The 22657-nt window shown below is 67.9% G+C and carries 20 protein-coding genes; 7 read left to right on the top strand and 13 right to left on the bottom strand.

The genetic code is table 11. The annotated features are described in order from the left end of the window. Positions 1-2: 2 nt before the first annotated feature. From O2K97_RS00840 to mutM, 4 genes are read right to left on the bottom strand one after another with little or no spacing between them, the layout of a single operon-like run. The gene (locus O2K97_RS00840; RefSeq protein WP_269220087.1) at positions 3-917 is read right to left on the bottom strand and encodes an alpha/beta fold hydrolase; all 915 of its coding nucleotides are present in this window, start codon (positions 915-917) and stop codon (positions 3-5) included. Between the two features lie 51 nt (positions 918-968). Beyond that, positions 969-1757: an enoyl-CoA hydratase-related protein gene (locus tag O2K97_RS00845; RefSeq protein ID WP_269220088.1), complete on the bottom strand. Its 789-nt coding sequence runs from the start codon at positions 1755-1757 to the stop codon at positions 969-971. 59 nt (positions 1758-1816) lie between these two features. After that, complete coding sequence (locus O2K97_RS00850) at positions 1817-2260, bottom strand: hypothetical protein (RefSeq protein ID WP_269220089.1); 444 nt, start codon at positions 2258-2260, stop codon at positions 1817-1819. A gap of 18 nt (positions 2261-2278) precedes the next feature. After that, complete coding sequence (gene mutM / locus O2K97_RS00855) at positions 2279-3142, bottom strand: bifunctional DNA-formamidopyrimidine glycosylase/DNA-(apurinic or apyrimidinic site) lyase (RefSeq protein ID WP_269220090.1); 864 nt, start codon at positions 3140-3142, stop codon at positions 2279-2281. Positions 3143-3263: 121 nt separating this feature from the next. On the opposite strand from mutM, the gene O2K97_RS00860 reads away from it, so the two are divergent. Continuing rightward, positions 3264-5315 (top strand): OPT family oligopeptide transporter, encoded by a 2052-nt coding sequence (locus O2K97_RS00860; RefSeq protein ID WP_269220091.1) that lies wholly within the window; start codon positions 3264-3266, stop codon positions 5313-5315. A 186-nt stretch (positions 5316-5501) separates the two neighbouring features. Here O2K97_RS00860 and ubiG read toward each other — a convergent pair whose 3' ends face one another. Continuing rightward, positions 5502-6317, bottom strand: coding sequence for a bifunctional 2-polyprenyl-6-hydroxyphenol methylase/3-demethylubiquinol 3-O-methyltransferase UbiG (gene ubiG, locus O2K97_RS00865; protein WP_269220092.1), 816 nt, complete (start codon positions 6315-6317; stop codon positions 5502-5504). 56 nt (positions 6318-6373) lie between these two features. Between ubiG and O2K97_RS00870 the strand changes: the two genes are divergently transcribed. From O2K97_RS00870 to O2K97_RS00890, 5 genes are all read left to right on the top strand, one after another. Further along, complete coding sequence (locus tag O2K97_RS00870) at positions 6374-7648, top strand: aspartate kinase (protein WP_269220093.1); 1275 nt, start codon at positions 6374-6376, stop codon at positions 7646-7648. Positions 7649-7715: 67 nt separating this feature from the next. Beyond that, complete coding sequence (gene ptsP / locus O2K97_RS00875; protein WP_419466072.1) at positions 7716-9974, top strand: phosphoenolpyruvate--protein phosphotransferase; 2259 nt, start codon at positions 7716-7718, stop codon at positions 9972-9974. A gap of 112 nt (positions 9975-10086) precedes the next feature. Further along, on the top strand, positions 10087-11190 hold the full coding sequence (locus tag O2K97_RS00880; RefSeq protein ID WP_269220095.1) for a helix-turn-helix domain-containing protein: 1104 nt from the start codon (positions 10087-10089) through the stop codon (positions 11188-11190). A 48-nt stretch (positions 11191-11238) separates the two neighbouring features. Continuing rightward, positions 11239-12375 carry a flavodoxin-dependent (E)-4-hydroxy-3-methylbut-2-enyl-diphosphate synthase gene (gene ispG, locus O2K97_RS00885; protein ID WP_017505446.1) on the top strand — a complete coding sequence of 379 codons (1137 nt, stop codon included), beginning with the start codon at positions 11239-11241 and terminating at the stop codon, positions 12373-12375. A gap of 101 nt (positions 12376-12476) precedes the next feature. Beyond that, positions 12477-13061, top strand: a complete 585-nt coding sequence (locus O2K97_RS00890; RefSeq protein WP_017505445.1) for a YajG family lipoprotein — start codon at positions 12477-12479, stop codon at positions 13059-13061. 43 nt (positions 13062-13104) lie between these two features. Here the strand turns inward: O2K97_RS00890 and O2K97_RS00895 are convergent, their stop codons facing one another. The 4 genes from O2K97_RS00895 to O2K97_RS00910 all read right to left on the bottom strand — a co-directional run bounded on the left by O2K97_RS00895 (position 13105) and on the right by O2K97_RS00910 (position 15576). Further along, entirely contained in the window at positions 13105-13590 is a 486-nt protein-coding gene (locus tag O2K97_RS00895) for a hypothetical protein (RefSeq protein ID WP_157004473.1), read from the bottom strand. A 71-nt stretch (positions 13591-13661) separates the two neighbouring features. Continuing rightward, entirely contained in the window at positions 13662-14438 is a 777-nt protein-coding gene (locus O2K97_RS00900) for a sulfite exporter TauE/SafE family protein (protein ID WP_269220096.1), read from the bottom strand. 34 nt (positions 14439-14472) lie between these two features. Further along, a complete protein-coding gene (locus tag O2K97_RS00905; protein ID WP_055808795.1) occupies positions 14473-14913 on the bottom strand; it encodes an RrF2 family transcriptional regulator in 441 nt (146 codons plus the stop codon). A 57-nt stretch (positions 14914-14970) separates the two neighbouring features. Beyond that, positions 14971-15576: a response regulator gene (locus O2K97_RS00910; RefSeq protein ID WP_269220097.1), complete on the bottom strand. Its 606-nt coding sequence runs from the start codon at positions 15574-15576 to the stop codon at positions 14971-14973. 191 nt (positions 15577-15767) lie between these two features. Between O2K97_RS00910 and prfA the strand changes: the two genes are divergently transcribed. Further along, positions 15768-16835 carry a peptide chain release factor 1 gene (gene prfA, locus O2K97_RS00915; RefSeq protein WP_017505440.1) on the top strand — a complete coding sequence of 356 codons (1068 nt, stop codon included), beginning with the start codon at positions 15768-15770 and terminating at the stop codon, positions 16833-16835. On the opposite strand, the gene O2K97_RS00920 is transcribed toward prfA, so the two are convergent. The 4 genes from O2K97_RS00920 to O2K97_RS00935 all read right to left on the bottom strand — a co-directional run bounded on the left by O2K97_RS00920 (position 16836) and on the right by O2K97_RS00935 (position 22602). Continuing rightward, complete coding sequence (locus O2K97_RS00920; protein WP_265149999.1) at positions 16836-17198, bottom strand: hypothetical protein; 363 nt, start codon at positions 17196-17198, stop codon at positions 16836-16838. It lies immediately after the preceding gene. Between the two features lie 141 nt (positions 17199-17339). Beyond that, complete coding sequence (locus O2K97_RS00925; RefSeq protein WP_269220098.1) at positions 17340-17990, bottom strand: glutathione S-transferase family protein; 651 nt, start codon at positions 17988-17990, stop codon at positions 17340-17342. Positions 17991-18007: 17 nt separating this feature from the next. Next, positions 18008-19549: a 2-oxoglutarate dehydrogenase complex dihydrolipoyllysine-residue succinyltransferase gene (gene odhB / locus O2K97_RS00930; RefSeq protein WP_269220099.1), complete on the bottom strand. Its 1542-nt coding sequence runs from the start codon at positions 19547-19549 to the stop codon at positions 18008-18010. A 41-nt stretch (positions 19550-19590) separates the two neighbouring features. Further along, positions 19591-22602, bottom strand: a complete 3012-nt coding sequence (locus tag O2K97_RS00935; protein ID WP_269220100.1) for a 2-oxoglutarate dehydrogenase E1 component — start codon at positions 22600-22602, stop codon at positions 19591-19593. Between the last annotated feature and the right edge of the window lie 55 nt (positions 22603-22657).

Here is a 22657-nt window from a genome sequence, read left to right on the forward strand (position 1 = left end):
CGTCAGCTCAGGAACCGCTGCACCGCCGCCAGGAACCGCTGCGGCTGTTCGATCATCACCTGGTGCTCGGCGCCTTCGATCCGCTCGAACCGGGCCGTGCGCGGCAAGCCTTCGAAGCCGTAGCGATACAGGCCCTCCAGCCGGTTGCGAGGCGCGTCGGGATCGCGGGTCCAGCCATAGACGACAGTGACCGGGGCGGTGATCTGCGACAGGCGGGGCCGCAGATCGACGGTCAGGGCCTCATACAGGCCTTGGGCCAGGACGCGCCGGTCGCCGCCCTGAAGTCCCAGCCCCTGGAATACCATGTCGCCGGCCAGACCCATGTCCACGCCAAAGGCCGCGACCTGGGACTTCAGCGCCTGATCGCCGAACAGGAGCAGGGCCTGATAGCCCAGCCGGGCCAGGGGCTCGACCTGATCGGATGTGGTGCGCGCGTCGATCAGGGACGGGAAGAAGGGCGAGGAATCGACCACCATGACGCGCCCGATTCGGTCGCCCCCCGCCCCCTGTCCCATGTCGGCGGCGACGCGCAGAGCGATCTGGCCGCCCAGCGAATGGCCGATCACGGCGGGACGGTCGATGCGCTGCTCGCGGATGTAGCGTTCGATCTCGCTGGCGGCGGGGCCGGCAAGACCGCCGCTGACATTGCCGCCGATCTGGGTCTCGCCAAAGCCGCGCAGGGTGACGAGATGCACCCGATAGCGGTCATCGAGCCGATCCGCCGTCGATCGCCAGGCCGAGCCGGTCGAGCCCAGGCCGGGGATGAAGATGATGTCCGGCCCCCGCCCGCGCGTCTCGACGATTATGCGGCTGGAGCTGAAGGCCGGAGTTTGAGATTGGGCCTGGCCCTGGGCTTGCACGCCGACCGGGGCGAGGATGAACAGGGTCGCAAGGAGCGAGGCGAAAAGGCGGATCATCATCCGCCCCTAACGCCCGATCACGGCGATCGGTTGACGCGTGCGTGCGACCTATCGCCCCTTGAACTCGGGTTTGCGCTTTTCGACGAAGGCGGACATGCCTTCCTTCTGGTCCTCGAAGGCGAACAGGGAGTGGAACAGGCGGCGTTCGAACTGGACGCCTTGGGTCAGGGTCGTCTCCAGCGCGGCGTTGACCATCTCCTTGTTGGCCATGACCGCCAGCAGGCTTTGCGAGGCGATCTTGGCGGCGATCTGGCGGGCTTCCTCCAGCAGGGTGTCGTGCGGGAAGACGCGCGAGGCCAGGCCGGACGCCAAGGCCTCCGTCGCATCCATCATCCGGGCGGTCAGGACCATGTCCATGGCCTTCGACTTGCCCACCAGACGGGTCAGGCGCTGCGAGCCGCCGATGCCCGGCGCGACGCCCAGGTTGATCTCGGGCTGGCCGAACTTCGCCTTGTCCGAGGCGACGATGAAATCGCACAGCATGGCCAGTTCGCAGCCGCCGCCCAGGGCGAAGCCGTTGACCGCGGCGATGATCGGCTTTCTGAACCGGGTGATGCGGTCGTGGCCGAGCGCGAAATAGTTGCCCGTGTACATCTGGGCATAGGTCTGGTCCGCCATCTCCTTGATGTCGGCGCCGGCGGCGAAGGCCTTTTCGCCCGAGCCGGTCAGGATCAGGCAGCGCACGCTGTCGTCCTGTTCGACGCTGTCGAGGAAGTCGGCCAGATCCTTGAACAGGGCCGCGTTCAGGGCGTTCAGCGCCTCGGGCCGGTTCAGGGTCACCACCGCATAGCCGTCGGCGTGGCGTTCGATCAGCAGGTTGGAATAGGCGTCGGCCATGGTCGGTCTCCTTTGACGGCGGTCATACAGGCGCGAGGCGGGGCCCGCTAGCGCAGCCGCTATCGTCGGGGCATCAGCGCCAGGGTCAGCGCGGCGCGGACCAGTTCGACCACGACCACCATGCCCAGCAGCAGATTGGCGGCGATCACCTGACCCCGCGCGCCGGACAGGTCCAAGGTCCAGCCGAAGACGGACGACAGGGCGAGGACCAGGGCCGAGAGCAGGACCAGGCCCACAAGCAGCATCAGGGCGACATGACCCGCCTTCAGCGCCGCCTGAAGCGTCGGTCCTTCCTCCAGCACGCGGGCGCGGCGACGGAACAGACGGGCGATCAGGCCGGTGGCGGCGGCCTCGGCGACGGCCGCGACGACCAGGGCGGCGACGAACCACCAGATCAGGTCACCGAGGTCGCCGGCGCGCAAGCCCTTGACGAAGTGGACGAAATAGGCGCCCCAGACCAGGACGCCGACGATCAGACTGATCCACAGGTGGATTTTGCGCATGGGTCGGACCTCGAAGGCTTATCGCTTCTGGCAGGAGGGGCAGTAGAAGGTGGAACGGCCGCCCTGGACGATGCGAGCGACGACGCCGGTGCATGTCTCGCCTCGGCAAGGCTCGCCTTCGCGGCCATAGACGTCGAACCGGTGCTGGAAATAGCCCTGGCCGCCCTCGGCGTTGGCGAAGTCGCGCAGGGTCGAGCCGCCCGCCGCTATGGCGTCGTTCAGGACGTTGCGGACCTCGGTCGCCAGACGCTCCAGCCGCGACTTCGACACCGATCCAGCGGCGACCAGGGGCGAGATGCGGGCGCGGTACAGGGCCTCGCACACATAGATATTGCCCGGGCCGGCGACGATCCGCTGGTCCAGCAGACTGACCTTGATGTTCTGCTTCTTGCCGGCGAAGGCATCGACCAGATGGGCGCCGGAAAAGCCGTTGCCCAGCGGCTCTGGCCCCAGGCCGGCGAACCAGGGATGGGTCTCGACCTGATCGCTGGAGATCAGGCCCATGAAGCCGAACCGGCGCGCGTCGGCGTATCCGATGCGGGTCGCCGCCCCATCGCGAATGGCGCAGCCGCTGAAATGTTCGTGCTTGCCGGCGATGGGCGCAGCCTCCTCGAACTCGCCCAGCAGGGTTCCGTCCAGGGTGAAGCGGCCGGTCATGCCCAGGTGGGTGATCCAGGTCTCGCCGGTGGACAACGGCATCAGCAGATATTTGGCCCGCCGGTCGATCCGCAGGACCGTCGCCCCCTCCAGCCGTTCGACGAAGCGCTCGGGGAAGGGAAATCGCAGGTCGGGCCGGTTGATCCGGACCCGCGACAGCCGCGCGCCCTCCAGAACCGGCGTCAGGCCGCGTCGGACGGTTTCGACCTCGGGAAGTTCGGGCATGGCCCGGTCCTAGCCCGTCCGGGTCGCGGGGCCAAGCGGCCGTGGGCCTCGCATCTGACCGCGACCAGTTGCCGCCTGCGACAGAATGCGCTTACGTCCGCGCAAACGTGGGACCTCGCATATGACAGACGCCGCCGCCGCCCCCAAGGGTCGGCTAGAACTGACGCTCCGCGCCCTGGTGCTGGGCTGCCTGCTGGCGGTGATCTTCACCGCCGCCAACACCTATCTGGGCCTGCTGGTCGGCCTGACCTTCGCCTCGGCCATTCCGGCGGCGGTGATCTCGATGGCGGTGCTGCGGGCGTTCCGCACCTCGACCATCTGGGAGAATATGACGGTCCAGACGGTGGCCTCGGTCGGCGGGGCCATGAGTTCGATCATCTTCGTCCTGCCGGGCCTGGTGATGATCGGCTGGTGGCTGGAGTTTCCGTTCTGGCAGTCGGTGGCGATCTGCATCCTGGGCGGCGTGCTGGGCGTGACCTTCTCGATCCCGCTGCGCCGGGCGCTGGTCGTCAACGGCGGCCTGCCCTACCCCGAAGGCGTCGCCGCCGCCGAGGTGCTGAAGGTCGGCTCGCGCGGGGCCGAACAAACCGAAAGCGCGGTGCGCGAGAACAAGTCGGGCCTGTGGGTGGTGGTCGCCGGGGCCGTGGTGTCGGCCGGCTACGCCCTGCTGGTCGCGGGTCGGGTCTTTGCAGGCGAAGCGGCCAAGTTCTTCAAGCTGCCGGCCGCGCTGGGCGGCGGGGCCACGGGCATGGGCTTCGGCATGCAGTTCGCCCTGCTGGGCGCCGGTCACCTGATCGGCCTGACGGTCGGTCTGGCGCAACTGTTCGGCCTGGTGCTGGCCTGGGCCATCGCCGTGCCGATCCTGACGAGCCCGGACACCGTCGCCTGGCTCACGGCGCACGGCATCCCGTCGATCGCCTCGACCCTGCCCGCCGGCGCGCCGGCCGAGGAGCTGGCGACCACCGTCTGGGCGCGCGAGGTGCGGTTCATGGGCGCGGGCGTCATCGGCGTCGCCGCCATCTGGACCCTGATCAAACTGGCCGGTCCGCTGATCGGCGGCCTGACCTCGGCCCTGGCCGCCAACGCCAAACGCGCCCACGGCGAGGTGCTTGAGCGCACCGAACAGGATTTGCCGATCAAACTGGTGGGCGGCGTTTCGGTCGCCTGCCTGGTCGGCATCGCCGGCCTGCTGGCCTGGTTCGCCCAGAGCGCCCCAGCCCTGGCCTCTTCGACGCCGCTCCTGGTGATCGGCGGCCTGGTCTATGTGGTGCTGATCGGCTTCGCCGTGGCGGCCATCTGCGGCTATATGGCCGGTCTGATCGGCTCGTCGAACAGCCCCGTGTCGGGCGTCGGCATCCTGGCCATCGTCATCGCCTCCCTGTTGATGCTGGGCGTCATGGCCATCGCGGGCGTGCCGGCCGATCCGTCGATCATCGCCTTCGCCCTGATCGTGACGGCGGTGGTCTTCGCCGTCGCCGTCATCGCCAATGACAACCTCCAGGACCTGAAGACCGGCCAGCTGGTCGAGGCCACGCCGTGGCGCCAGCAGGTCGCGCTGATCGTCGGCGTCGGCGCCGGCGCCCTGGTGATCCCCTTTATCCTGAACCTGCTGAACCAGGCCTTCGGCTTCGAGGGCGGCCCGCCCGCCATCGTGGAAGGCGCCAAGACCCTGGCGGCGCCCCAGGCCACCCTGATCTCGGCCCTGGCGCGCGGCGTCATCGGCGGCGACCTGCGCTGGGATCTGATTGGTCTGGGCGCGGCGATCGGCGTGGTCATCATCGTGCTGGACGCGGTCGTGTCGAAGGCGACCAAGGGCAAGGTTAAGCTGCCGCCGCTGGCCGTCGGCATCGGCTTCTATCTGCCGGCTGCGGTCACCACCATGCTGGTCATCGGCGCCGTCGCCGGCTGGATCTACGACAAGGCGGTCTCGTCCACCCGCTACGCGGACGTGGCGCGCCGGATGGGCGTGCTGCTGGCCTCGGGCCTGATCGTGGGCGAGAGCCTGTTCGGCGTCTTCACCGCCGGGGTCATCGTGGCGACCCGGGACGACGCGCCCTTCGCCATGCTGCCCGAGGGTTCGGCCTGGCCGGCCATGATGGCGGGCATCGTCGGCTTCGCCGTCGCGGTGTTCGGCCTGTACGCCTGGACGCGCAGCCGGGCTTCGAAGGTCTAGAGGCGGACGGGCGCCTCTCCCTCCCCCAGCGGGGGAGGGTGGCTGAGCCGAAGGCGAAGCCGGGCGGGGGCGGCAGGGCGACACGTCGCAAGTCTGTCGTGGGTCGGACAGATGCGGCCTTGCCGGCCGCCCCCACCCGGTCGCTTGCGCGACCACCCTCCCCGGGGCGGGGAGGGAGAAGCCGGGTCAGGCGCGCGTGGCGACCATCATATAGTTGATGCCCGCATCGTCGGTCTGGCTCCATCGGTCGTGAAGCGGGTCGTAGTTCAGGCCGTAGGGCCCCTCGACCGTCACCGGCTCGGCGGCCAGCATCGTGCGGATTTCCTCTGGCTTCAGGAACTGGCCCCAGTCGTGGGTGCCGGCCGGCACCCAGCGCAGGATGTATTCCGCCGCCACCTTGCCCAGGGCCAGCGACTTCAGCGTGCGATTCAGGGTGGCGACTATCATCACTCCGCCCGGCCGGACCAGGCGCGAACAGGCGCGCACGAAAGCTTCGGGATCGGCGACGTGTTCGATCACCTCCATCGTCAGGACCACGTCGAACGGCCCGGCCCCTTCCGCCTCGATCTGTTCGACCGTGGCGGCGCGATAGGCGATATCCAGGCCGACCATGTCGGCGTGGGCGCGGGCCGTGCCGATGTTCTCGGACGAGGCGTCGATGGCGGTGACCTCAAAGCCCATCCGCCGCATCGGCTCGGCGATCAGTCCGCCGCCGCACCCCACGTCCAGCAGGGTCAGACCTTCGAAGGGCGCGCGCGCCTTGGGATCGCGGCCCAGCCGCGTGCAAAGCTGGTCGCGGATCAAGGCCAGCCGCGCCGGGTTGAAGCGGTGCAGCGGCGCGAACGGCCCGTGCGCGTCCCACCATTCGGCCGCCTGGGCCGAGAAGCGCGCCACGTCGGCGGGGTCGATCGATGCGCCGAACGCCGTTTCGGACGAATTTTGCGAAAAACCATGCCCCTGTTGGGGTAGGCGAGACGGAGCGGCGCCGTTAGAAGCGGTCATGACGCGAGGGATGAACCTTCGCGCCCTTTCACGCAAGCAGGGGGCGGAACGCCACGATGACGCGGCCCGATACGACACGACTGGTGATGAAGTTCGGCGGCACCTCGATGGGCGACCTCGAACGCATTCGCCGCGCAGCGCGGATCGTCGCGGCCGAAGTCTCGGCGGGCAAACAGGTCGCCGTCGTCGTCTCCGCCATGGCGGGCAAGACCAACGAACTGGTCGCCTGGACCGACGGCGCCGGACCGGCCGCTGCGGGGCTGCCGCTCAGCGACGACGAATATGACGTGGTGGTCGCCTCGGGCGAACAGGTGACTTCGGGCCTGCTGGCTGCGACCCTGCGCAACATGGGCTTCAACGCCCGCTCGTGGATGGGCTGGCAGGTGCCGATCCTGACCGACGACGCCCACGCCCGCGCCCGCATCATAGACATCCCCGGCGAGAAGCTGGGCGCCGCCGTCGACGCCGGCGAGATCGCCATCGTGCCCGGCTTCCAGGGCGTGACGGCGGACGGCAAGATCACGACCTTGGGGCGCGGCGGTTCGGACACCTCGGCGGTCGCCGTGGCGGCGGCCCTAGGCTGCCCCTGCGATATCTATACCGACGTGGACGGCGTCTATACAACCGACCCGCGCATCGAGAACCGCGCGCGCCGTCTGGCCAAGGTGTCCTACGAAGAGATGCTGGAAATGGCGTCCCTGGGCGCCAAGGTGTTGCAGACCCGCTCGGTCGAGCTGGCCATGGCCAAACAGGTCCCGGTCCGCGTGCTGTCCAGCTTTATCGAACCCGACGCGAATGGCGTCATGCCCGACAAGGGTGGAACCCTGATCTGCGACGAGGAGGAGATCGTGGAAAAACGTATCGTGTCCGGTGTGACCATGAGCCGTGACGAGGCCCGCATCACCCTGCTGGGCCTGTCCGACCGGGTGGACGCGCCCGCCGACGTCTTCACGCGCCTGGCCGAGGCCAACGTCAACGTCGACATGATCGTGCAGAGCCAGTCGCGCACCGCTGGAACCGTCAATCTGACCTTCACGACCGGCCGTCGCGACGCCGTGCGCGCCGCCGACCTGATGACCGCCGCCAAGGATCAGCTCGGCTTCGAGGAAATCCGCGTCGACGAGGACGTGGCCAAGGTCTCGGTCGTCGGCGTGGGCATGCGCAGCCATGCGGGCGTCGCCCAGACCATGTTCAAGGCCTTGGCCGACAAGGGCGTGAAGTTCCAGGCGATCTCGACCTCCGAGATCAAGATCAGCGTGCTGATCGACGCCGCCTACGCCGAACTGGCCGTCCGCGCCCTGCATTCGGCCTATGGTCTGGACGCAGTATAGGTGATCTGAACAGGGCGCCTATATCCACGAAAAAGGCGCGGGAGACATGATGCCGGCAGGCGGCGCGATGACCAGAGGACCCCGGATCCTCCTGCGCCAGATCCGCGAGGCTCTGGGCGGGGCCGGCGCGGGCGCGACGCCGGCGCAGGACCGGCTGAACATGGTCGTCAAGATCATCGCCCGGTCGATGGTCGCCGAGGTCTGCTCCATCTATCTGCGTCGCGCGTCGGGCGAGCTCGAGCTGTTCGCCACCGAGGGTCTGAACCCCGACGCCGTGCACAACACCCGGCTGCGGCCCGGCGAGGGCCTGGTCGGCGAAGTGGCGCGGATGGCCCAGCCCATCAGCCTGTCGGACGCCCCATCGCACCCCTCCTTCTCCTATCGTCCCGAGACGGGCGAAGACCCCTATCACGCCTTCCTGGGCGCCCCGCTGCTGCGCGGCGGCCGGGCCATCGGCGTCCTGGTCGTCCAGAACCGCACCGAGCGGCGCTATGACGAGGAAGAGGTCGAGGACATCCAGACCATCGCCATGGTCCTGTCCGAGACGGTGTCGTCGGGCGAACTGCTGGCCCAGGACGAACTGCGCGACGTCGAGCTGGCGCCGCACCGGCCCGAACGGCTGAAGGGCCAGAAGTTCGCCGACGGCCTGGCCTTCGGTCATGTGGTTCTGCACGAGGCGCCGCTGGCGCCCGAGAAGTTGCTTTCCGACGACCCGGCGATGGAGGAGGCGCGACTGAAGCTGGCGCTGGCCACGCTGAAGAGCGGCCTGGACGTCATGCTGGACAAGGGCCAGGGCCTGGCCGGTCCTTCGTTCGAGGTTCTGGAAACCTATCGGATGTTCGCCGACGACCGGGGCTGGAACCGGTCGCTGGAGGAGGCGGTGAGGAACGGTCTGACGGCCGAGGCGGCGGTGGACCGGGTCAGGAACGAACACCGCGCCCGCTTCGCCCAGGCGCGCGACCCCTATATCCGGGAGCGGCTTCACGACTTCGAGGACCTGGCTAACCGGCTGCTGCGGGTTCTGGCGGGCGACAAGCCGGGCGAGCGCGAACTGCCCGACGACGCCATCCTGGTGGCGCGCAACCTGGGCCCCGCCGACCTGCTGGAATATCCGCGCGACAAGCTGAAGGGGCTGTTGCTCGAAGAGGGCTCTGCCGCCAGCCACGCCGCCATCGTCGCGCGCGCGCTGCAGATTCCGTGCGTCGGGCGCCTGATGGGCCTGCGCGACCGGCTGTCGGAAGGCGACATGGTCATCGCCGACGGCGAGACCGGCGAGACCTATCTGCGCCCCCGCCCCGATATGCTGGAGGCGGTGCAGTCGCGCATGGCCGTGCGCGAACAGCGCCAGGCCGAATTCGCCCAGCTGCGCGACGTGCCGGCCGTGACCCTGGACGGGCAGCGGATCACGGTCCTGACCAATGCCGGTCTGGCGGTCGATCTTGAAAACATGATCGAGACGGGCGCCGAGGGCATCGGCTTGTTCCGCACCGAGTTCCAGTTCATGGTCTCGGACGAACTGCCCCGGCTGGACGCCCAGACGGCGCTCTACAAGCTGGTGCTGGACGCGGCGGGCGACAAACCCGTCACCTTCCGCACCCTGGACATCGGCGGCGACAAGGTCCTGCCGTATCTTGAGGCCGAGCGCGAAGAGAACCCCGCGCTGGGCCGCCGCGCCATCCGTTTGGGTCTGGATCGGCCGTCGCTGTTGCGGATGCAGCTGCGGGCGCTGCTGGCGGCGGGGGCCGGGCGCGAACTGCGCGTCATGTTCCCGATGATCGCCACGGTGGACGAGTTCCGGGCCGCGCGCGAGCTGGTGGATATAGAATGCGCCTGGGCGCGGCGTCGCGGGCGCGCCTTGCCCGCCCTGCTACGCGTCGGGGCGATGGTCGAATGCCCGTCCCTGTTGTGGCATCTGGACGCCCTGCTGCCGCTGACGGATTTCGTCTCCATCGGCACCAACGACCTGTTCCAGTACATGTATGCGGCCGACCGGACCAATCCACTGGTTTCGGATCGCTACGACCCGCTGTCGCCGCCGACCCTGCGTGCGCTCCAGACCATCCAGAAGGCCTGCGCCGACACCGGCACGCCGGTCTCGATCTGCGGCGAGTTGGCGGGGCGGCCGCTGGAGGCCTTCGCCCTGATCGTGCTGGGCTTCACCCGACTGTCGGCGCCGGCGGGCGGTGTCGGGCCGGTCAAGCGGATGATCCTGTCGGCGGACCTGAATGCGGCCCGGCGCGGCATGGCCAATCTGCTGAACCTGTCCACCGGCTCGGTTCGTAACGAGATCGAATCCCTGGCGCGCAAGCTGAACGTCGCGGTCTGATCGCAGCCGTCTGGACGCACGGGCGGCGTTGCTGGTCGGCGCGCAATCGTCTATCTCGGGCCCTGTGAACGGCGCGTCGGCGCTGTGTTTCCCGGACATGGGGTCAGGCGTCATGACGCTGAATGCGGGGGTCGCCCCCGAGGCGATCGAAAGCATTGCGGACCGGCCGGATCCGACGGCCGCCTTCGTGGACGCTGCGACCCTGGGCGACGGCTTTCGGGCCGCCCGCGAGCGGTCGGGCAAGTCGCCGGCCGAGCTGGCCGCCGAGACCAAGGTCCATCGCCGGTTCCTGACCGCCCTGGAGCAGAACGACTGGTCGTCCCTGCCCTCGCGCGTCTTCGCCCTGGGCTATGTCCGGGCCTATGCCTCGGCCCTGGCGCTGGACGAACAGACCGCCGTCGAGCGGTTCAAGCGCGAGAGCCCGGACACCTCCGTGCCGCTGAAGGCGCCCATCGGCATCGCCTTCGAGGACGTGAAACGCCATTCGCCGCGCATCGTCGCCGGCATCGCCGCCGTGGTGGTCGCCGTCATCGGCTGGAACGTGTTCCAGCGCGCCAGCCTGCATCGGACCGCCCATCCGTCCGATATCGCCGCCGTGCCAAAGACCTGGACCGGGGCGGCCGATCCCGATCCGCAGGTCGCGCTCAGCGCGCCCATGTCCGCGCCGCCCGACCAGACGACGCCGGCGCTGTACATCACCCCGGGGCTGGAGGCCGAACTCACCGGGGTCGATCCGACCGATCCGGCCGTGATCGCCGCCGCCGCCAATCCGGAGCCGGTGCAGAAGGCGTTCAACCCGCGCGGGGCCGTCTATGGCGCCTCGGCCAACGCCTCGATGGTGGTGATCCAGGCTAAAACGGCCGGCGCCCTGGTCGTGCGGCTGGGCGACGGTCAGGCCCTGTTCGCGCGTCAGATGGCGCCGGGCGAAGCCTGGCGCGCGCCGATCGGCGTGGCGGCGACGGTGGACGTGTCCGACCCGGCCGCCTTCGACGTCTTCCTGAACGGCGAATACGGCGGACCCCTGGCCGGCGTGCTGACGCCGCTGGCCCAGTTGAACAGTCGCGCGGACCAGGCGGCCAAGGCGCTGGCCGCCAGTCAGGCGCGCGCCCAGGCCCAGGCCCAGGCTCAGGCTCAGGCCGCCCGGGCTCGGACCCAGGCGGCCGCGACGCCTCCCCCCGCGCCCGCGCCCGCTTCACCCGCCCCCGCGCCGAACTGATGCGTCGGCCGTGGTCCCGCCGTCATCATCGGCCTATATGATGCTCCCATGAGCGACCATACGCACGTCCGACCCTGGCGCCACATCGAGCGTCGCAAGAGCCGCCAGATCCGCGTCGGCTCCGTCCTGGTGGGCGGCGACGCCCCGATCAGCGTCCAGTCGATGACCAATACGCCGACGACGGACGCGGCGGCGACCATCGACCAGATTCGCCAGTTGGAAGAGGCCGGCGCCGACATCGTGCGCGTCTCCTGCCCCGACGTGGAATCGACCGCCGCCTTCAAGACCATCGTGCGCGAGGCCAAGGTCCCCTTGGTCGCCGACATCCACTTCCACTACAAGCGCGGCATCGAGGCGGCCGAGGCGGGCGCCGCCTGCCTGCGCATCAATCCGGGCAACATCGGTTCGGCCGACCGCGTCCGGGACGTCATCCAGGCGGCCAAGGATAATGGCTGCTCGATGCGGATCGGCGTCAACGCCGGCTCGCTGGAAAAGGAACTGCTGGAAAAATACGGCGAGCCCTGCCCCGACGCCATGGTCGAGAGCGCCCTGAACCACGCCCGCATCCTGCAGGACCACGACTTCCACGAGTTCAAGATCTCGGTGAAGGCGTCCGACCCGTTCCTGACCGTCGCCGCCTATCAGCAGCTGGCCGAGGCGATCGACTGCCCGCTCCACCTGGGCGTGACGGAGGCCGGACCGCTGCGCACCGGCACGATCAAGTCCGCCATCGGCCTGGGGTCGATGCTGTGGGCAGGGATCGGCGACACCATCCGCGTATCCCTGGCCGCCGATCCGGTGGAGGAGATCAAGGTCGGCTTCGACATCCTGAAGTCTCTGGGTCTGCGCCACCGCGGGGTCAACATCATCGCCTGCCCGTCCTGCGCGCGTCAGGGCTTCAACGTCATCGAGACGGTGGCGGTGCTTGAAGAGAAGCTGGCCCATATCTCGACGCCGATGAGCCTGTCGGTGATCGGCTGCGTCGTGAACGGACCGGGCGAGGCCCTCTATACCGACATCGGCTTCACCGGCGGCGGCAAGGGCGCGGGCATGATCTATCTGAACGGCAAGATCGCCCACAAACAGGCCAACGACGGCATGATCGACCACATCGTCGACCTGGTCGAACAGAAGGCCGCCGAACTGGACGCTGCGCGCGCGGCGGCGCTTGAGGCGGCGGAATAAGGCCGCGGCTTTTCGCAGCGCCGGGTAGCGCCCTTCACATTCCTCGCGCTAGAAACGCGGATCGGCGTCTCGCCGATTCTCGTTCCTTGGGGGAAAACTCTATGAAATCGAACCTCTTCGCAGGTCTGGCTCTGGCTGGGCTTGTGGGGCTTAGCGCGTGCGCCACGTCCGAAGACATCGTGCCTGTGCCATACGCCGTCAGCTCGGCGGCGCCGACGCCCGGCGCGCAGAGTATTCGGGTCACCGTCGCTTCCAGCGACGCCCGAACGGAAAACCGCGCACGCATCGGCGCCCAGATCAACGGTTACGGCATGGAAATGGCCGCGATCCGGTCTCAGGTCGAGGTGACCGACATCGTGCGTGACGCCATCGCCGCCGAACTCCGTCAACGCGGCTATCAGGTGGGCGACGCCGGCGCTCGGGTAAATGCAGAGGTGACGACCTTCTACAATGACTTCTCCGTCGGAATGCTGGCCGGCAAGTCCAAGGCCGATGTCGGTCTGACTGTCACAGTCACCAATGCAGCGGGCGCGGAAGTCTATCGTCGCGCCATTGCCGGGCAAGCCGAGCGGACCGTGCAACTTGCGAACGGCGGAAACGCTGCAACAACGCTCTCTCAAGCGCTGAGCCTGGCTCTCAAGGAACTGATGGCCGATCCGGCCTTCGTCGCCGCTCTGACGCGGTGAGGACGGTGTCAGGACGCGCGATCCGCGCGTCCTGACAATCCTTCTAGGCGCCGAAAGCGCGTTTGCAGATTTCCTGACCAAAGGCTCCGGTCATCTGCTCTTCGGCTTGGCTCATGCCCGCCGCCGCGATCAGACCGCCTCCGCCGACAGAGCGGGCGATGTCGAAATCTGCGACCTTCTGGCCGGTAGCCGGATCGATCAGCACAGCCTGACCCTTGATGACATTAGAGTCGCCAACCAGGAAGGTCATCGCTGGATTGGCGCGTTTAAACTCCGTGATGCGGACCTCGAGTCGCAGAGGCGTTGCGCCCTTTGCGCACTTGTCCATTTCTTCGCGGATTTGGGTCGCAAAAACCTGATCGAAATCAGCCGAGACATTGTCGGGACGGCTAGCTAGGACGATTTGCCCCACTGACATGCGCGCCGCCTGTTCACGCGGCATAGCCAGAATGGTGTCGCCGCTGCCCGACGAGACACAGCCGCTGACGCAAAGCGCAGCCACGGCCGCGCCAACATATTGAAGTTTCATGATAAGCCCCATGCGCAACACTGCGCTGAGGGAAGATACCCTGAAAATCGCCCCGCGCAACCTGACGTATGTCAGATCACCTTGAACAGACGCAAGGCCTGATAGCCGGCGGACAGGAGCACCACGGCGCCGACGCCGTAGGTCAGGGCGCGGCGCGGCGCGATGCGGGCGATGACGCCGGCGAAGGGGGCGGCGATCAGGCCGCCGAGGATCAGGCCCAGCACGGCCATGGCGTGGGTGGAGAAGCCCTCCGCCTCTTGCCAATGTCCGGTCAGCAGGGCGGCCAGGAAGGTCGCGGAAATGGCGGAGGTGACGAAGAACTCCGCCGTATTGGTGGTGCCGATCGACACGCGCGGATCCTGGCCCGTGCCGACCAGGGTGGTGGTGACCGTGGGTCCCCAGCCGCCGCCGCCGATGGCGTCGAAGAAGCCGCCGACCAAGCCCAGGGGGCCGGCGAACTTGCGCGGGAATATCCGCTCGCGCGTCTGACGCGTTGCCCGCCAGATGATCACCACGCCCATGATGGCCAGATAGGTGGTGATGAAGGGCTTCAGCAGATCGCCGTCGATGCTGGTCAGGACGAAGGCGCCGAAGCCGCCGCCGACGACGCCGCCGAGCGCCAGCGGCACGAACAGCTTCCAGTTTACATTCTTGTTGACCGTATGGGACCCGGCCGAGGCCGCCGTGGTGAAGACCTCGGCAGCATGAACGCTGGCCGACGCCGTGGCGGGCGGCACACCGAACGACAGCAGGACGGTGGAGGAGATCACGCCATAGGCCATGCCCAGCGCCCCATCCACGATCTGGGCCAGAAAACCGACGGCGAGGAAGAGCAGGAAATCTTGCATGACGGCCTCTGGAATAGGGGGCGAACGGTGCGGGTTATTTCCCTAGTCGGTCAATAGGAGAAGAAGTGACGGCGGCTTGCAGAAGGGTTCGCGCCTCGAAGACGGCGGCGATCGCGTCGCGACCGTCCTGAAGCACGGGCTGCAACGGACAGGTCTCGACATCCGGGCAGGTCTCGCACGGACCATAGGCGGTGCGCGAGGCGCAGGGCGCGAGGGCCAGCGGGCCTTCCAGCGCGCGGATCACGTCAGCGAAGCTGATGGCGTCAGCGGGCGCGCCCAGCGCATAGCCGCCCGCCCTGCCCCGCTTCGAGGCCAGCAGACCCTGACGGCGCAGATCCAGCAGGATGGCCTCCAGGAACTTTCGCGGAGCCGCCGCCGCCTCGGCGATCTCGGCGATGGTCGCAGGACCGCCGTCCGGCAGACCGGCCAGATGCACCATGGCGCGCAGGGCGTAGCGAGACCGGTTCGACAGCATGATCCGTGATCGCCCGGCTGCGCCGCCGACGCAAGCCGGGGGGACTCGATCCGCCCCTCAGGCGAGGCGCGCCACCGCCTCCAGAATCTGCGCGCCATTGTAGGGTTTCAGCACCAGGGCCTCGGCCATGTCCGCATTCTTCGCGGCGGCGGCGACATCGCCGGAGATGAAGATGACCCGCACGGCCCAACGGTCGGTCAGGGCGCGGGCCAGTTCCACCCCGGTCATCTCGCCGGACAGGTTGATGTCCAGCAGGGCCGCATCGATGCTGTGCAGCGCAGCGGCGGCCTCGGCGGCGGCGGCGCTATGGAACGGGCCGACGACGTTGTGGCCTGCCTCGGTCAGCAGTTCGGTCAGCGAGGCGGCGGCGTCGGGATCGTCCTCGACCACCAGCAGGGTCAGGGCCTCGACCTCGGCCGGCGCCGTCGCGTCAAGCGGCGCCTGGCGCGTGACCACGGCGCGAAGGTCGCGCCAGACCTCGGTCGAGGGACGGTCGGTGTCCAGATCGTAGATGGCGGCCATGGCCCTCAGTTCGCGCGCGTCCTCGGGCGACAGCTCGCCGCCGGTCTCGACCAGACGGGTGTCGTACAGCCGGCACAGACGATCGACGCTTTCGGCAACCTCGGCGGCGTTCGGCTGCAACGGGGGCGGGCGATCGAACATGGCGTCCTCCTTACGGCTGTTCGGCGTCAACTAAGGGGTTCGAACACCGCGCGTCACCCGAACTGACGCTCGTGACCCTGGCGTCATCCGATCACAAGCGCGGCGCCGGACCCGTTCCGAGGCCGGCAATCGACACGACGCCCCCTGGCGGGTAAGGACGGCGCTCCGCTTTTTCTCAGGACATTTCCCTCTTGCGACTGCCCCAGGCCCGTCTCGATCAGGTGCTCGACCGTTTCCACGAGGTGGAGGCGCGCATGGGTTCGGCGACCGACGGCGCCGAGATCGTGCGGCTGTCCAAGGAGCACGCCGAGCTGAAGCCCGTCGTCGATGCGGTTCAGGGCCTGGCGCGGGCGCGCGCCGAGATGGCGGACCTGGAGGCCATGACGGCCGATCCGGAAATGGCGGCGATGGCCGAGGAGGAGCTGCGAGCGCTGACCGACAGGCTGCCCGAGTTGGAACGCGAGGTCGCGCTGCTTCTGGCCCCGCGTGACGCCGACGAGAACGCCTCGGCCGTGCTGGAAGTGCGCGCCGGCACCGGCGGGGACGAGGCGGCCCTGTTCGCGGGCGACCTGTTCCGCATGTATTCGCGCTACGCCTCCACGCGCGGCTGGCGGATCGAGCTGGACTCGGCGACCGAGGGCGACGCCGGCGGCTATAAGGAAATCATCGCCACGGTGACCGGCGAAGGCGTGTTCGGCCGGCTGAAGTTCGAGAGCGGCGTTCATCGGGTGCAGCGCGTGCCGACGACCGAGTCGCAGGGGCGCATCCACACCTCTGCGGCGACGGTGGCGGTCCTGCCCGAGGTCGAGGACGTCGAGATCGAAATCCACGACAAGGACATCCGCATCGACACCTTCCGCGCGTCGGGCTCGGGCGGTCAGCACGTCAATACGACCGATTCCGCCGTGCGCATCACCCACCTGCCCACCGGCATCATGGTGACGTCGTCGGAGAAGTCCCAGCACGTCAATCGCGACAAGGCGATGAAGAACCTGCGCGTGCGCCTGTACGACATGCAGCGCCAAGCCAAGGATCTGGCCCGCTCGGACAGCCGCAAGTCCCAGGTCGGGTCGGGCGACCGGTCCGAGCGGATCCGCACCTACAACTATCCGCAAGGGCGCGTCAGCGATCACCGCATCAACCTGACCCTGCACAGCCTGCCCCAGATCATGGAAGGCGACATCGATCCGCTGCTGAACGCCCTGATCGCCGAGGATCAAGCGGCGCGCCTAGCCGATCTGGAAGCCGAGTTCGGCTGATCAGCCCAGCACGCCGGTCAGCGGCAGCCACAGCACCACGCCGGTGACGGCGGTATAGGCCGCGAAGGCGTGCACCGACTTCAACCGACCGCTGGCCAGGGGACTGTCGAGATCGGCGCGGTTGACCCACAGCAGATAGGCGGCCTGGATCGCCCAACCGGCGAGGAAGGCGACCACGGCCCAGGCGCTGAGCGCCGCCAGGGCGACGCCCGACATCAGGACCACCACGCCGCCCAGGGCGATCACCCCGTCTGCGATCTGATCGTTGGCGGGAACGGCGATGACGCCAGACAGGGCCCGTTGCAGACGCCAGTTGAGCCAGGCCTGATACAAAAGCATCAGTCCGCCCAAGACGTAGAACATCCCTATTGCGCGCGCCGCCCACTCCATGTCCGAAATAAGGCGCCATTTTCCGCGCTTGTAATCAGGGAAAATGCGACGCCGATTCGGATCGTTAACGACCGGCGCAAATTAGACACAACCGTTGGTCTGCGAGCGCGCCCGTTACGCCTTGGCGGCCAGGGCGCGCTGGACCGCCGGACGCGCCTTCATGCGGTCGAAATGCGCCTGGACGCGCGGAAACTCGGCGATGTCCACGCCGTCGCTTTCCAGCCAGCCGGCGAAGGTGAACAGATAGGGGTCCGCGACCGTATAGGCGTCGCCCATCGCCCATTCGCCGGCCAGATCCGCCTCGATCAAAGCAAAGCTGTCGCGCATGTTCTGCGTGACCTTGGCCGCCATCGACGTCTGGGCGGCGGCATCGTCACTCCAGCGCGCGGCGCGGCGACCGTGGGCGTGGGCGACGTGGACGGTGGTGGCCAGATAGAGGTTGAATGACTGCATCCGCGCAAAGGCGAAGGGATCGGTCGGCGCCAACAGGCCGGGCGGCGACAGGGCGGCGATGTGCGCCAGAATGGCCGGGCTCTCGGTCAGGACGCCCTGATCGGTCGCGAGCGCAGGAACGCGCCCCTTGGGATTGATCGCCAGATAAGCCGGCTCACGTTGCTCGGCCTTGCCGAAGTCGATCAGACGAACCTCATAGGCCAGCCCCGACTCCTCCAGCGCGATATGGCTGGCCCGGCTGCAGGATCCGGTCGCGGTGTAGAGGGTCAGCATGGTCGCGCCTCGCAGCAAAGAAAAAGGCGGCGAGATCATCGCCGCCTTTCAGGAAATCAGAGGTCCAGCAGAGCCCGCGCCGGATCTTCCAGCAGTTCCTTGACCCGGACTAGGAAGGTTACGGCTTCCTTGCCGTCGACGATGCGGTGATCGTAGCTGAGGGCCAGATACATCATCGGGCGGATCTTGACCTCGCCGTTGATGGCCATCGGGCGCTGGACGATGTTGTGCATGCCCAGGATGCCCGACTGCGGCGCATTCAGGATCGGCGTCGACATCAGCGAGCCATAGGTGCCGCCGTTGGTGATGGTGAAGGTGCCGCCTTGCATCTGATCCATGGTCAGCGAGCCGTCACGCGCGGCCTTGCCCAGGGCGCCGATGCCCTTTTCGATGCCGGCGAGCGACAGGGCATCCGCGTCGCGGAGCACGGGCACCACCAGACCCTTGTCGGTGCCGACGGCGACGCCGATGTCGTAGTGGTTCTTGTAGATGATGTCCGTGCCGTCGATCTCGGCGTTGACGGCCGGGATCTCATGCAGGGCCGCGACGACGGCCTTGGTGAAGAAGGACATGAAGCCCAGCTTCACGCCGTGGCGCTTTTCGAACACGTCCTTGTACTGGGCGCGCAGGGCCATGACGTTGGTCATGTCCACCTCATTGAAGGTGGTCAGCTGGGCGGCCGTGTTCTGCGATTCCTTCAGGCGACGGGCGATGGTCTGACGCAGGCGCGTCATCTTCACCCGCTCTTCACGCGGCTGGTCGGCGCGCGGCGCGGCGGGCGCAGCGGCGGCGGCAGGGGCTGGAGCCGAGGCCTGGCCGATGGCGGCGATGGCGTCGGCCTTGGTGATGTTGCCCTTCGGCCCCGTGGCGTTGATGGCCTTGGGATCCAGATCGTTCTCGCCGACCACGCGCTGGACGGCGGGCGACAGGGTTTCGTTCCTGGTGCCCGAAACCTGAGCCGAGCCGGTGTTGGCCGGGTCGCCGGCGGGCACCGGAGCGGCTGCGGCCGGCGCGCTCGCATCGCCAGAACCCGAGATGGAGCCGATCTTCTGACCCGGCGTGACGGTCGCGCCTTCGTCGGCGGCGATGGTCAGAACGCCGTCAGCCGGGGCGGAGACTTCGACCGCGACCTTGTCGGTCTCGATCTCGACCAGAAGTTCGTCCTTCTTGACCGTGTCGCCGTTCTTCTTGACCCACTTGCCCATCGAGCCTTCGGCGACGCTCTCACCCATGACCGGCACGGTGATGTCAATCGCGGCGGCGGCGGCCGGAGCAGCGGCGGCCGGCGCGGCCTTGGCGTCAGGCTTGGCGGCCTTGGCCGGGGCAGCGGCGGGCGCAGCGGCCGGAGCGGCGCCGGCGGATGCGCCTTCCGTCACCGAACCCAGGACCGTGCCGGGAACGACGTTGTCGCCCTCGGCCGCCTTGATGTCGCCCAGCACGCCGTCGGCGGGCGAGACGACTTCCAGCGAAACCTTGTCGGTCTCCAGCTCGACCAGCAGTTCGTCCTTCTTGACCGGATCACCGACCTTCTTGGTCCACTTTGCGATGGTGGCTTCGGTGACGGATTCACCGAGGGCGGGGGTCAGGATGTCGGCCATGTCAGGTCCAGCTCGTCTCTAGTCGGTCTTTTGTACGTGTATCAGGCGAAGGCTTCGGTCGTGAAGGCTTCGAGTTCCTTCAGGTGCCGGCTCATCAGACCGGCGGCGGTCGAGGCCGAGCCGGGACGGCCGACGTAGCGGGCGCGCTTGGCCTTCACGTCCAGCTTGTCCAGCGTCAGCTCCAGCCACGGATCCACGAAGGTCCAGCCGCCCATGTTCTTCGGCTCTTCCTGGCACCAGACCAGTTCGGCGTTGGGGAAGCGGGCCAGTTCCTTGCGCAGCGACTGGATCGGCCACGGATAGAACTGCTCCAGACGCAGGATGTAGACGTCGTCCACCGCCTGGCCGTCCTTGGCCTTCTTCTCGCGCGCGTCCAGCAGGTCGTAATAGACCTTGCCGGAACACAGGATGACGCGGCGGATGTCCTTGTCCGCCTTGATCGTGATGCCGGCGATCTCGGGCCGCGTCTGGGCGTCGTCGTGCAGGACGCGGTGGAAGGACGAGCCTTCGGCCAGATCGGCCAGGCTGGATACCGCCTTCTTGTGACGCAGCAGCGACTTGGGCGTCATCAGGATCAGCGGCTTGCGGAACGGCCGGTGCATCTGGCGACGCAGGATGTGGAAGTAGTTGGCCGGGGTGGTGCAGTTGGCGACCTGCATATTGTCTTCGGCGCAGGCCTGCAGGAAGCGCTCCAGACGGGCCGAGGAGTGTTCCGGCCCCTGGCCTTCATAGCCGTGCGGCAGCAGCATGGTCAGGCCGCTCATGCGCAGCCACTTGCGTTCGCCAGAGCTGATGAACTGGTCGATCACCACCTGGGCGCCGTTCACGAAGTCGCCGAACTGGGCCTCCCACATGACCAGCGTATTGGGGTCGGCCAGTGAGTAGCCGTACTCGAAGCCCAGCACCGCCTCTTCGGACAGGGCCGAGTCGATGACTTCGAAATTGGCCTGGCCTTCGCGCAGGTTGTTGAGCGGGATGTAGCGCTCTTCGGTCGTCTGATCGATGATGCCCGAGTGACGCTGCGAGAAGGTGCCGCGCACCGAATCCTGACCCGACAGACGGATCGGGAAACCTTCATCGACCAGCGAGGCGAACGCCAGGCTCTCGGCCGTGGCCCAGTCCAGGCCCTGACCCGAGGTGATGGCTTCGCGGCGGCCGTCGATGACGCGCTTCAGCGTCTTGTGCATGTCGACGCTGTTGGGGATCGTGGTCAGGCGGTGGCCCAGGTCGGTCAGCTTGGCCAGCGGCACGGCGGTGTCGCCGCGCAGTTCGTCCTTGGGCGACTGGAAGCCCTGCCACTGGCCGTCCAGCCAATCGGCCTTCTCGGCGGACCAGGTCTTGCCGGCCTCGAACTGCTCGTCGAGGAATTTCTCGAACCGCTCGACCTCGGCGTCCACCTCGGCCTGGCTGATCACGCCTTCGGCCACCAGACGCTGCGAATACAGTTCGCGGGTCGAGGGCTGGGCGCGGATCTTCGAATACATCAGCGGCTGGGTGAAGGTGGGGTCGTCGCCTTCGTTGTGGCCGAAGCGGCGGTAGCAGAACATGTCCACCACCACGTCCTTGTGGAACTTCTGGCGGTATTCGGTGGCCACCTTGGACGCGAAGACGACCGCCTCGGGGTCGTCGCCGTTGACGTGGAAGATCGGCGCCTGGACCATCAGGGCCACATCCGACGGATAGGGCGACGAGCGCGAGTTGCGCGGGCTGGTGGTGAAGCCGATCTGGTTGTTGATGACGAAGTGCAGCGTGCCGCCGGTGCGGTAACCCTTCAGCCCCATCAGGGCGAAACACTCCGCGACCACGCCCTGGCCGGCAAAGGCGGCGTCGCCGTGGATCAGCAGGGGCACGACCTTGGAGCGGTCCAGAGCCCACTGCCCTTCCGGCACGCCCTCGTTGGCCTCGCGAATGTCGAACGCCTGTTTGGCGCGCGCCTTGCCCAGCACGACCGGGTTGACGATTTCAAGGTGCGACGGGTTGGCGGTCAGCGACAGGTGGACGTGGTTGCCGTCGAACTCGCGGTTCGACGAGGCGCCCATGTGATATTTGACGTCGCCCGAGCCTTCGATGTCGCTCGGCACGGCCGAGCCGCCCTGGAACTCGTGGAAGATGACCTTATAGGGCTTGCCCATCACGGCGGCGAGCACGTTCAGGCGGCCGCGGTGGGCCATGCCGAGCACGACCTCGTCGACGCCCAGCGAACCGCCGCGCTTGATGACCTGCTCCAGCGCCGGGACCATGGCCTCGCCGCCGTCCAGGCCAAAGCGCTTGGTGCCGGGGAAGCGCTTGTGCAGGAAGCGTTCGAAGCCTTCGGCCTCGACCAGCTTGGACAGGATGGCCAGCTTGCCTTCCTTGGAGAAGGCGTTCTGCTCGAACTTGTCGGCGCCCTCGAACCGCTGCTGCAGCCAGGATTTCTCTTCCGGCTCGGCGATATGCATGAACTGGATGCCGACCGTGCCGCAGTAGGTGCGCTTCAGGATCTCCAGCACTTCGCGGATCGTGCCGGTCTGAAGACCCAGGACGCCGTCCAGGAAGATCGGGCGGTCCAGATCGGCGCCGGTGAAGCCGTAGAATTCCGGCGTCAGCTCGGGGTTCTCGACCGGCTGTTCGATGCCCAGCGGGTCCAACTTGGCCTGCAGGTGACCCCGCACGCGATAGCTGCGGATCAGCATCAGGGCGCGGATGGAATCGTGGGCGGCGGCGCGGATCGCATCGGCCGAGACGTCGGCGGACGCGGCCTTGGGCGCAGCAGCCGGCGCAGCGCCAGGCTTTTTGGGATCGGGCTTAGGCGCCGGCCAACGGCCGTCGAAGACGCCGGTCTCCTCCGTCGGTTCGGTCGCCACGCCGCGACCCCAGCTCCCGGCTCCGGCCGAGGCGGTCACCAGGGCGGCGTTGTCGCGCAGTTGGTCGAAGAAGGCTTTCCATTCGGCGGAAACGGAGCCGGGGTCTTTCGCCCACTTCTCCTGAAGCTCCTCAACATAGGCCGCATTGGACCCGTAGAGGAATGAGGTCTCGGCAAAGACCTGGTTCAGCCGACCGGCATCGTCCGCCATCGTTTCGCAATCCCTGGGCCCCGACGGACACATCTCCGTGAGGGGCGCGCCCGTC

It is taken from the genome of Brevundimonas vesicularis, assembly GCF_027105095.1.
Lineage (GTDB): Bacteria > Pseudomonadota > Alphaproteobacteria > Caulobacterales > Caulobacteraceae > Brevundimonas > Brevundimonas vesicularis_E.

What these genes read in the sequence shown, in the direction of transcription:
- O2K97_RS00840 (WP_269220087.1), bottom strand. Translation starts at nt 917, where the DNA reads ATGATCCGCCTTTTCGCCTCGCTCCTTGCGACCCTGTTCATCCTCGCC.
- O2K97_RS00845 (WP_269220088.1), bottom strand. Translation starts at nt 1,757, where the DNA reads ATGGCCGACGCCTATTCCAACCTGCTGATCGAACGCCACGCCGACGGC.
- O2K97_RS00850 (WP_269220089.1), bottom strand. Translation starts at nt 2,260, where the DNA reads ATGCGCAAAATCCACCTGTGGATCAGTCTGATCGTCGGCGTCCTGGTC.
- mutM (WP_269220090.1), bottom strand. Translation starts at nt 3,142, where the DNA reads ATGCCCGAACTTCCCGAGGTCGAAACCGTCCGACGCGGCCTGACGCCG.
- O2K97_RS00860 (WP_269220091.1), top strand. Translation starts at nt 3,264, where the DNA reads ATGACAGACGCCGCCGCCGCCCCCAAGGGTCGGCTAGAACTGACGCTC.
- ubiG (WP_269220092.1), bottom strand. Translation starts at nt 6,317, where the DNA reads ATGACCGCTTCTAACGGCGCCGCTCCGTCTCGCCTACCCCAACAGGGG.
- O2K97_RS00870 (WP_269220093.1), top strand. Translation starts at nt 6,374, where the DNA reads ATGACGCGGCCCGATACGACACGACTGGTGATGAAGTTCGGCGGCACC.
- ptsP (WP_419466072.1), top strand. Translation starts at nt 7,716, where the DNA reads ATGACCAGAGGACCCCGGATCCTCCTGCGCCAGATCCGCGAGGCTCTG.
- O2K97_RS00880 (WP_269220095.1), top strand. Translation starts at nt 10,087, where the DNA reads ATGACGCTGAATGCGGGGGTCGCCCCCGAGGCGATCGAAAGCATTGCG.
- ispG (WP_017505446.1), top strand. Translation starts at nt 11,239, where the DNA reads ATGAGCGACCATACGCACGTCCGACCCTGGCGCCACATCGAGCGTCGC.
- O2K97_RS00890 (WP_017505445.1), top strand. Translation starts at nt 12,477, where the DNA reads ATGAAATCGAACCTCTTCGCAGGTCTGGCTCTGGCTGGGCTTGTGGGG.
- O2K97_RS00895 (WP_157004473.1), bottom strand. Translation starts at nt 13,590, where the DNA reads ATGAAACTTCAATATGTTGGCGCGGCCGTGGCTGCGCTTTGCGTCAGC.
- O2K97_RS00900 (WP_269220096.1), bottom strand. Translation starts at nt 14,438, where the DNA reads ATGCAAGATTTCCTGCTCTTCCTCGCCGTCGGTTTTCTGGCCCAGATC.
- O2K97_RS00905 (WP_055808795.1), bottom strand. Translation starts at nt 14,913, where the DNA reads ATGCTGTCGAACCGGTCTCGCTACGCCCTGCGCGCCATGGTGCATCTG.
- O2K97_RS00910 (WP_269220097.1), bottom strand. Translation starts at nt 15,576, where the DNA reads ATGTTCGATCGCCCGCCCCCGTTGCAGCCGAACGCCGCCGAGGTTGCC.
- O2K97_RS00920 (WP_265149999.1), bottom strand. Translation starts at nt 17,198, where the DNA reads ATGTTCTACGTCTTGGGCGGACTGATGCTTTTGTATCAGGCCTGGCTC.
- O2K97_RS00925 (WP_269220098.1), bottom strand. Translation starts at nt 17,990, where the DNA reads ATGATCTCGCCGCCTTTTTCTTTGCTGCGAGGCGCGACCATGCTGACC.
- odhB (WP_269220099.1), bottom strand. Translation starts at nt 19,549, where the DNA reads ATGGCCGACATCCTGACCCCCGCCCTCGGTGAATCCGTCACCGAAGCC.
- O2K97_RS00935 (WP_269220100.1), bottom strand. Translation starts at nt 22,602, where the DNA reads ATGGCGGACGATGCCGGTCGGCTGAACCAGGTCTTTGCCGAGACCTCA.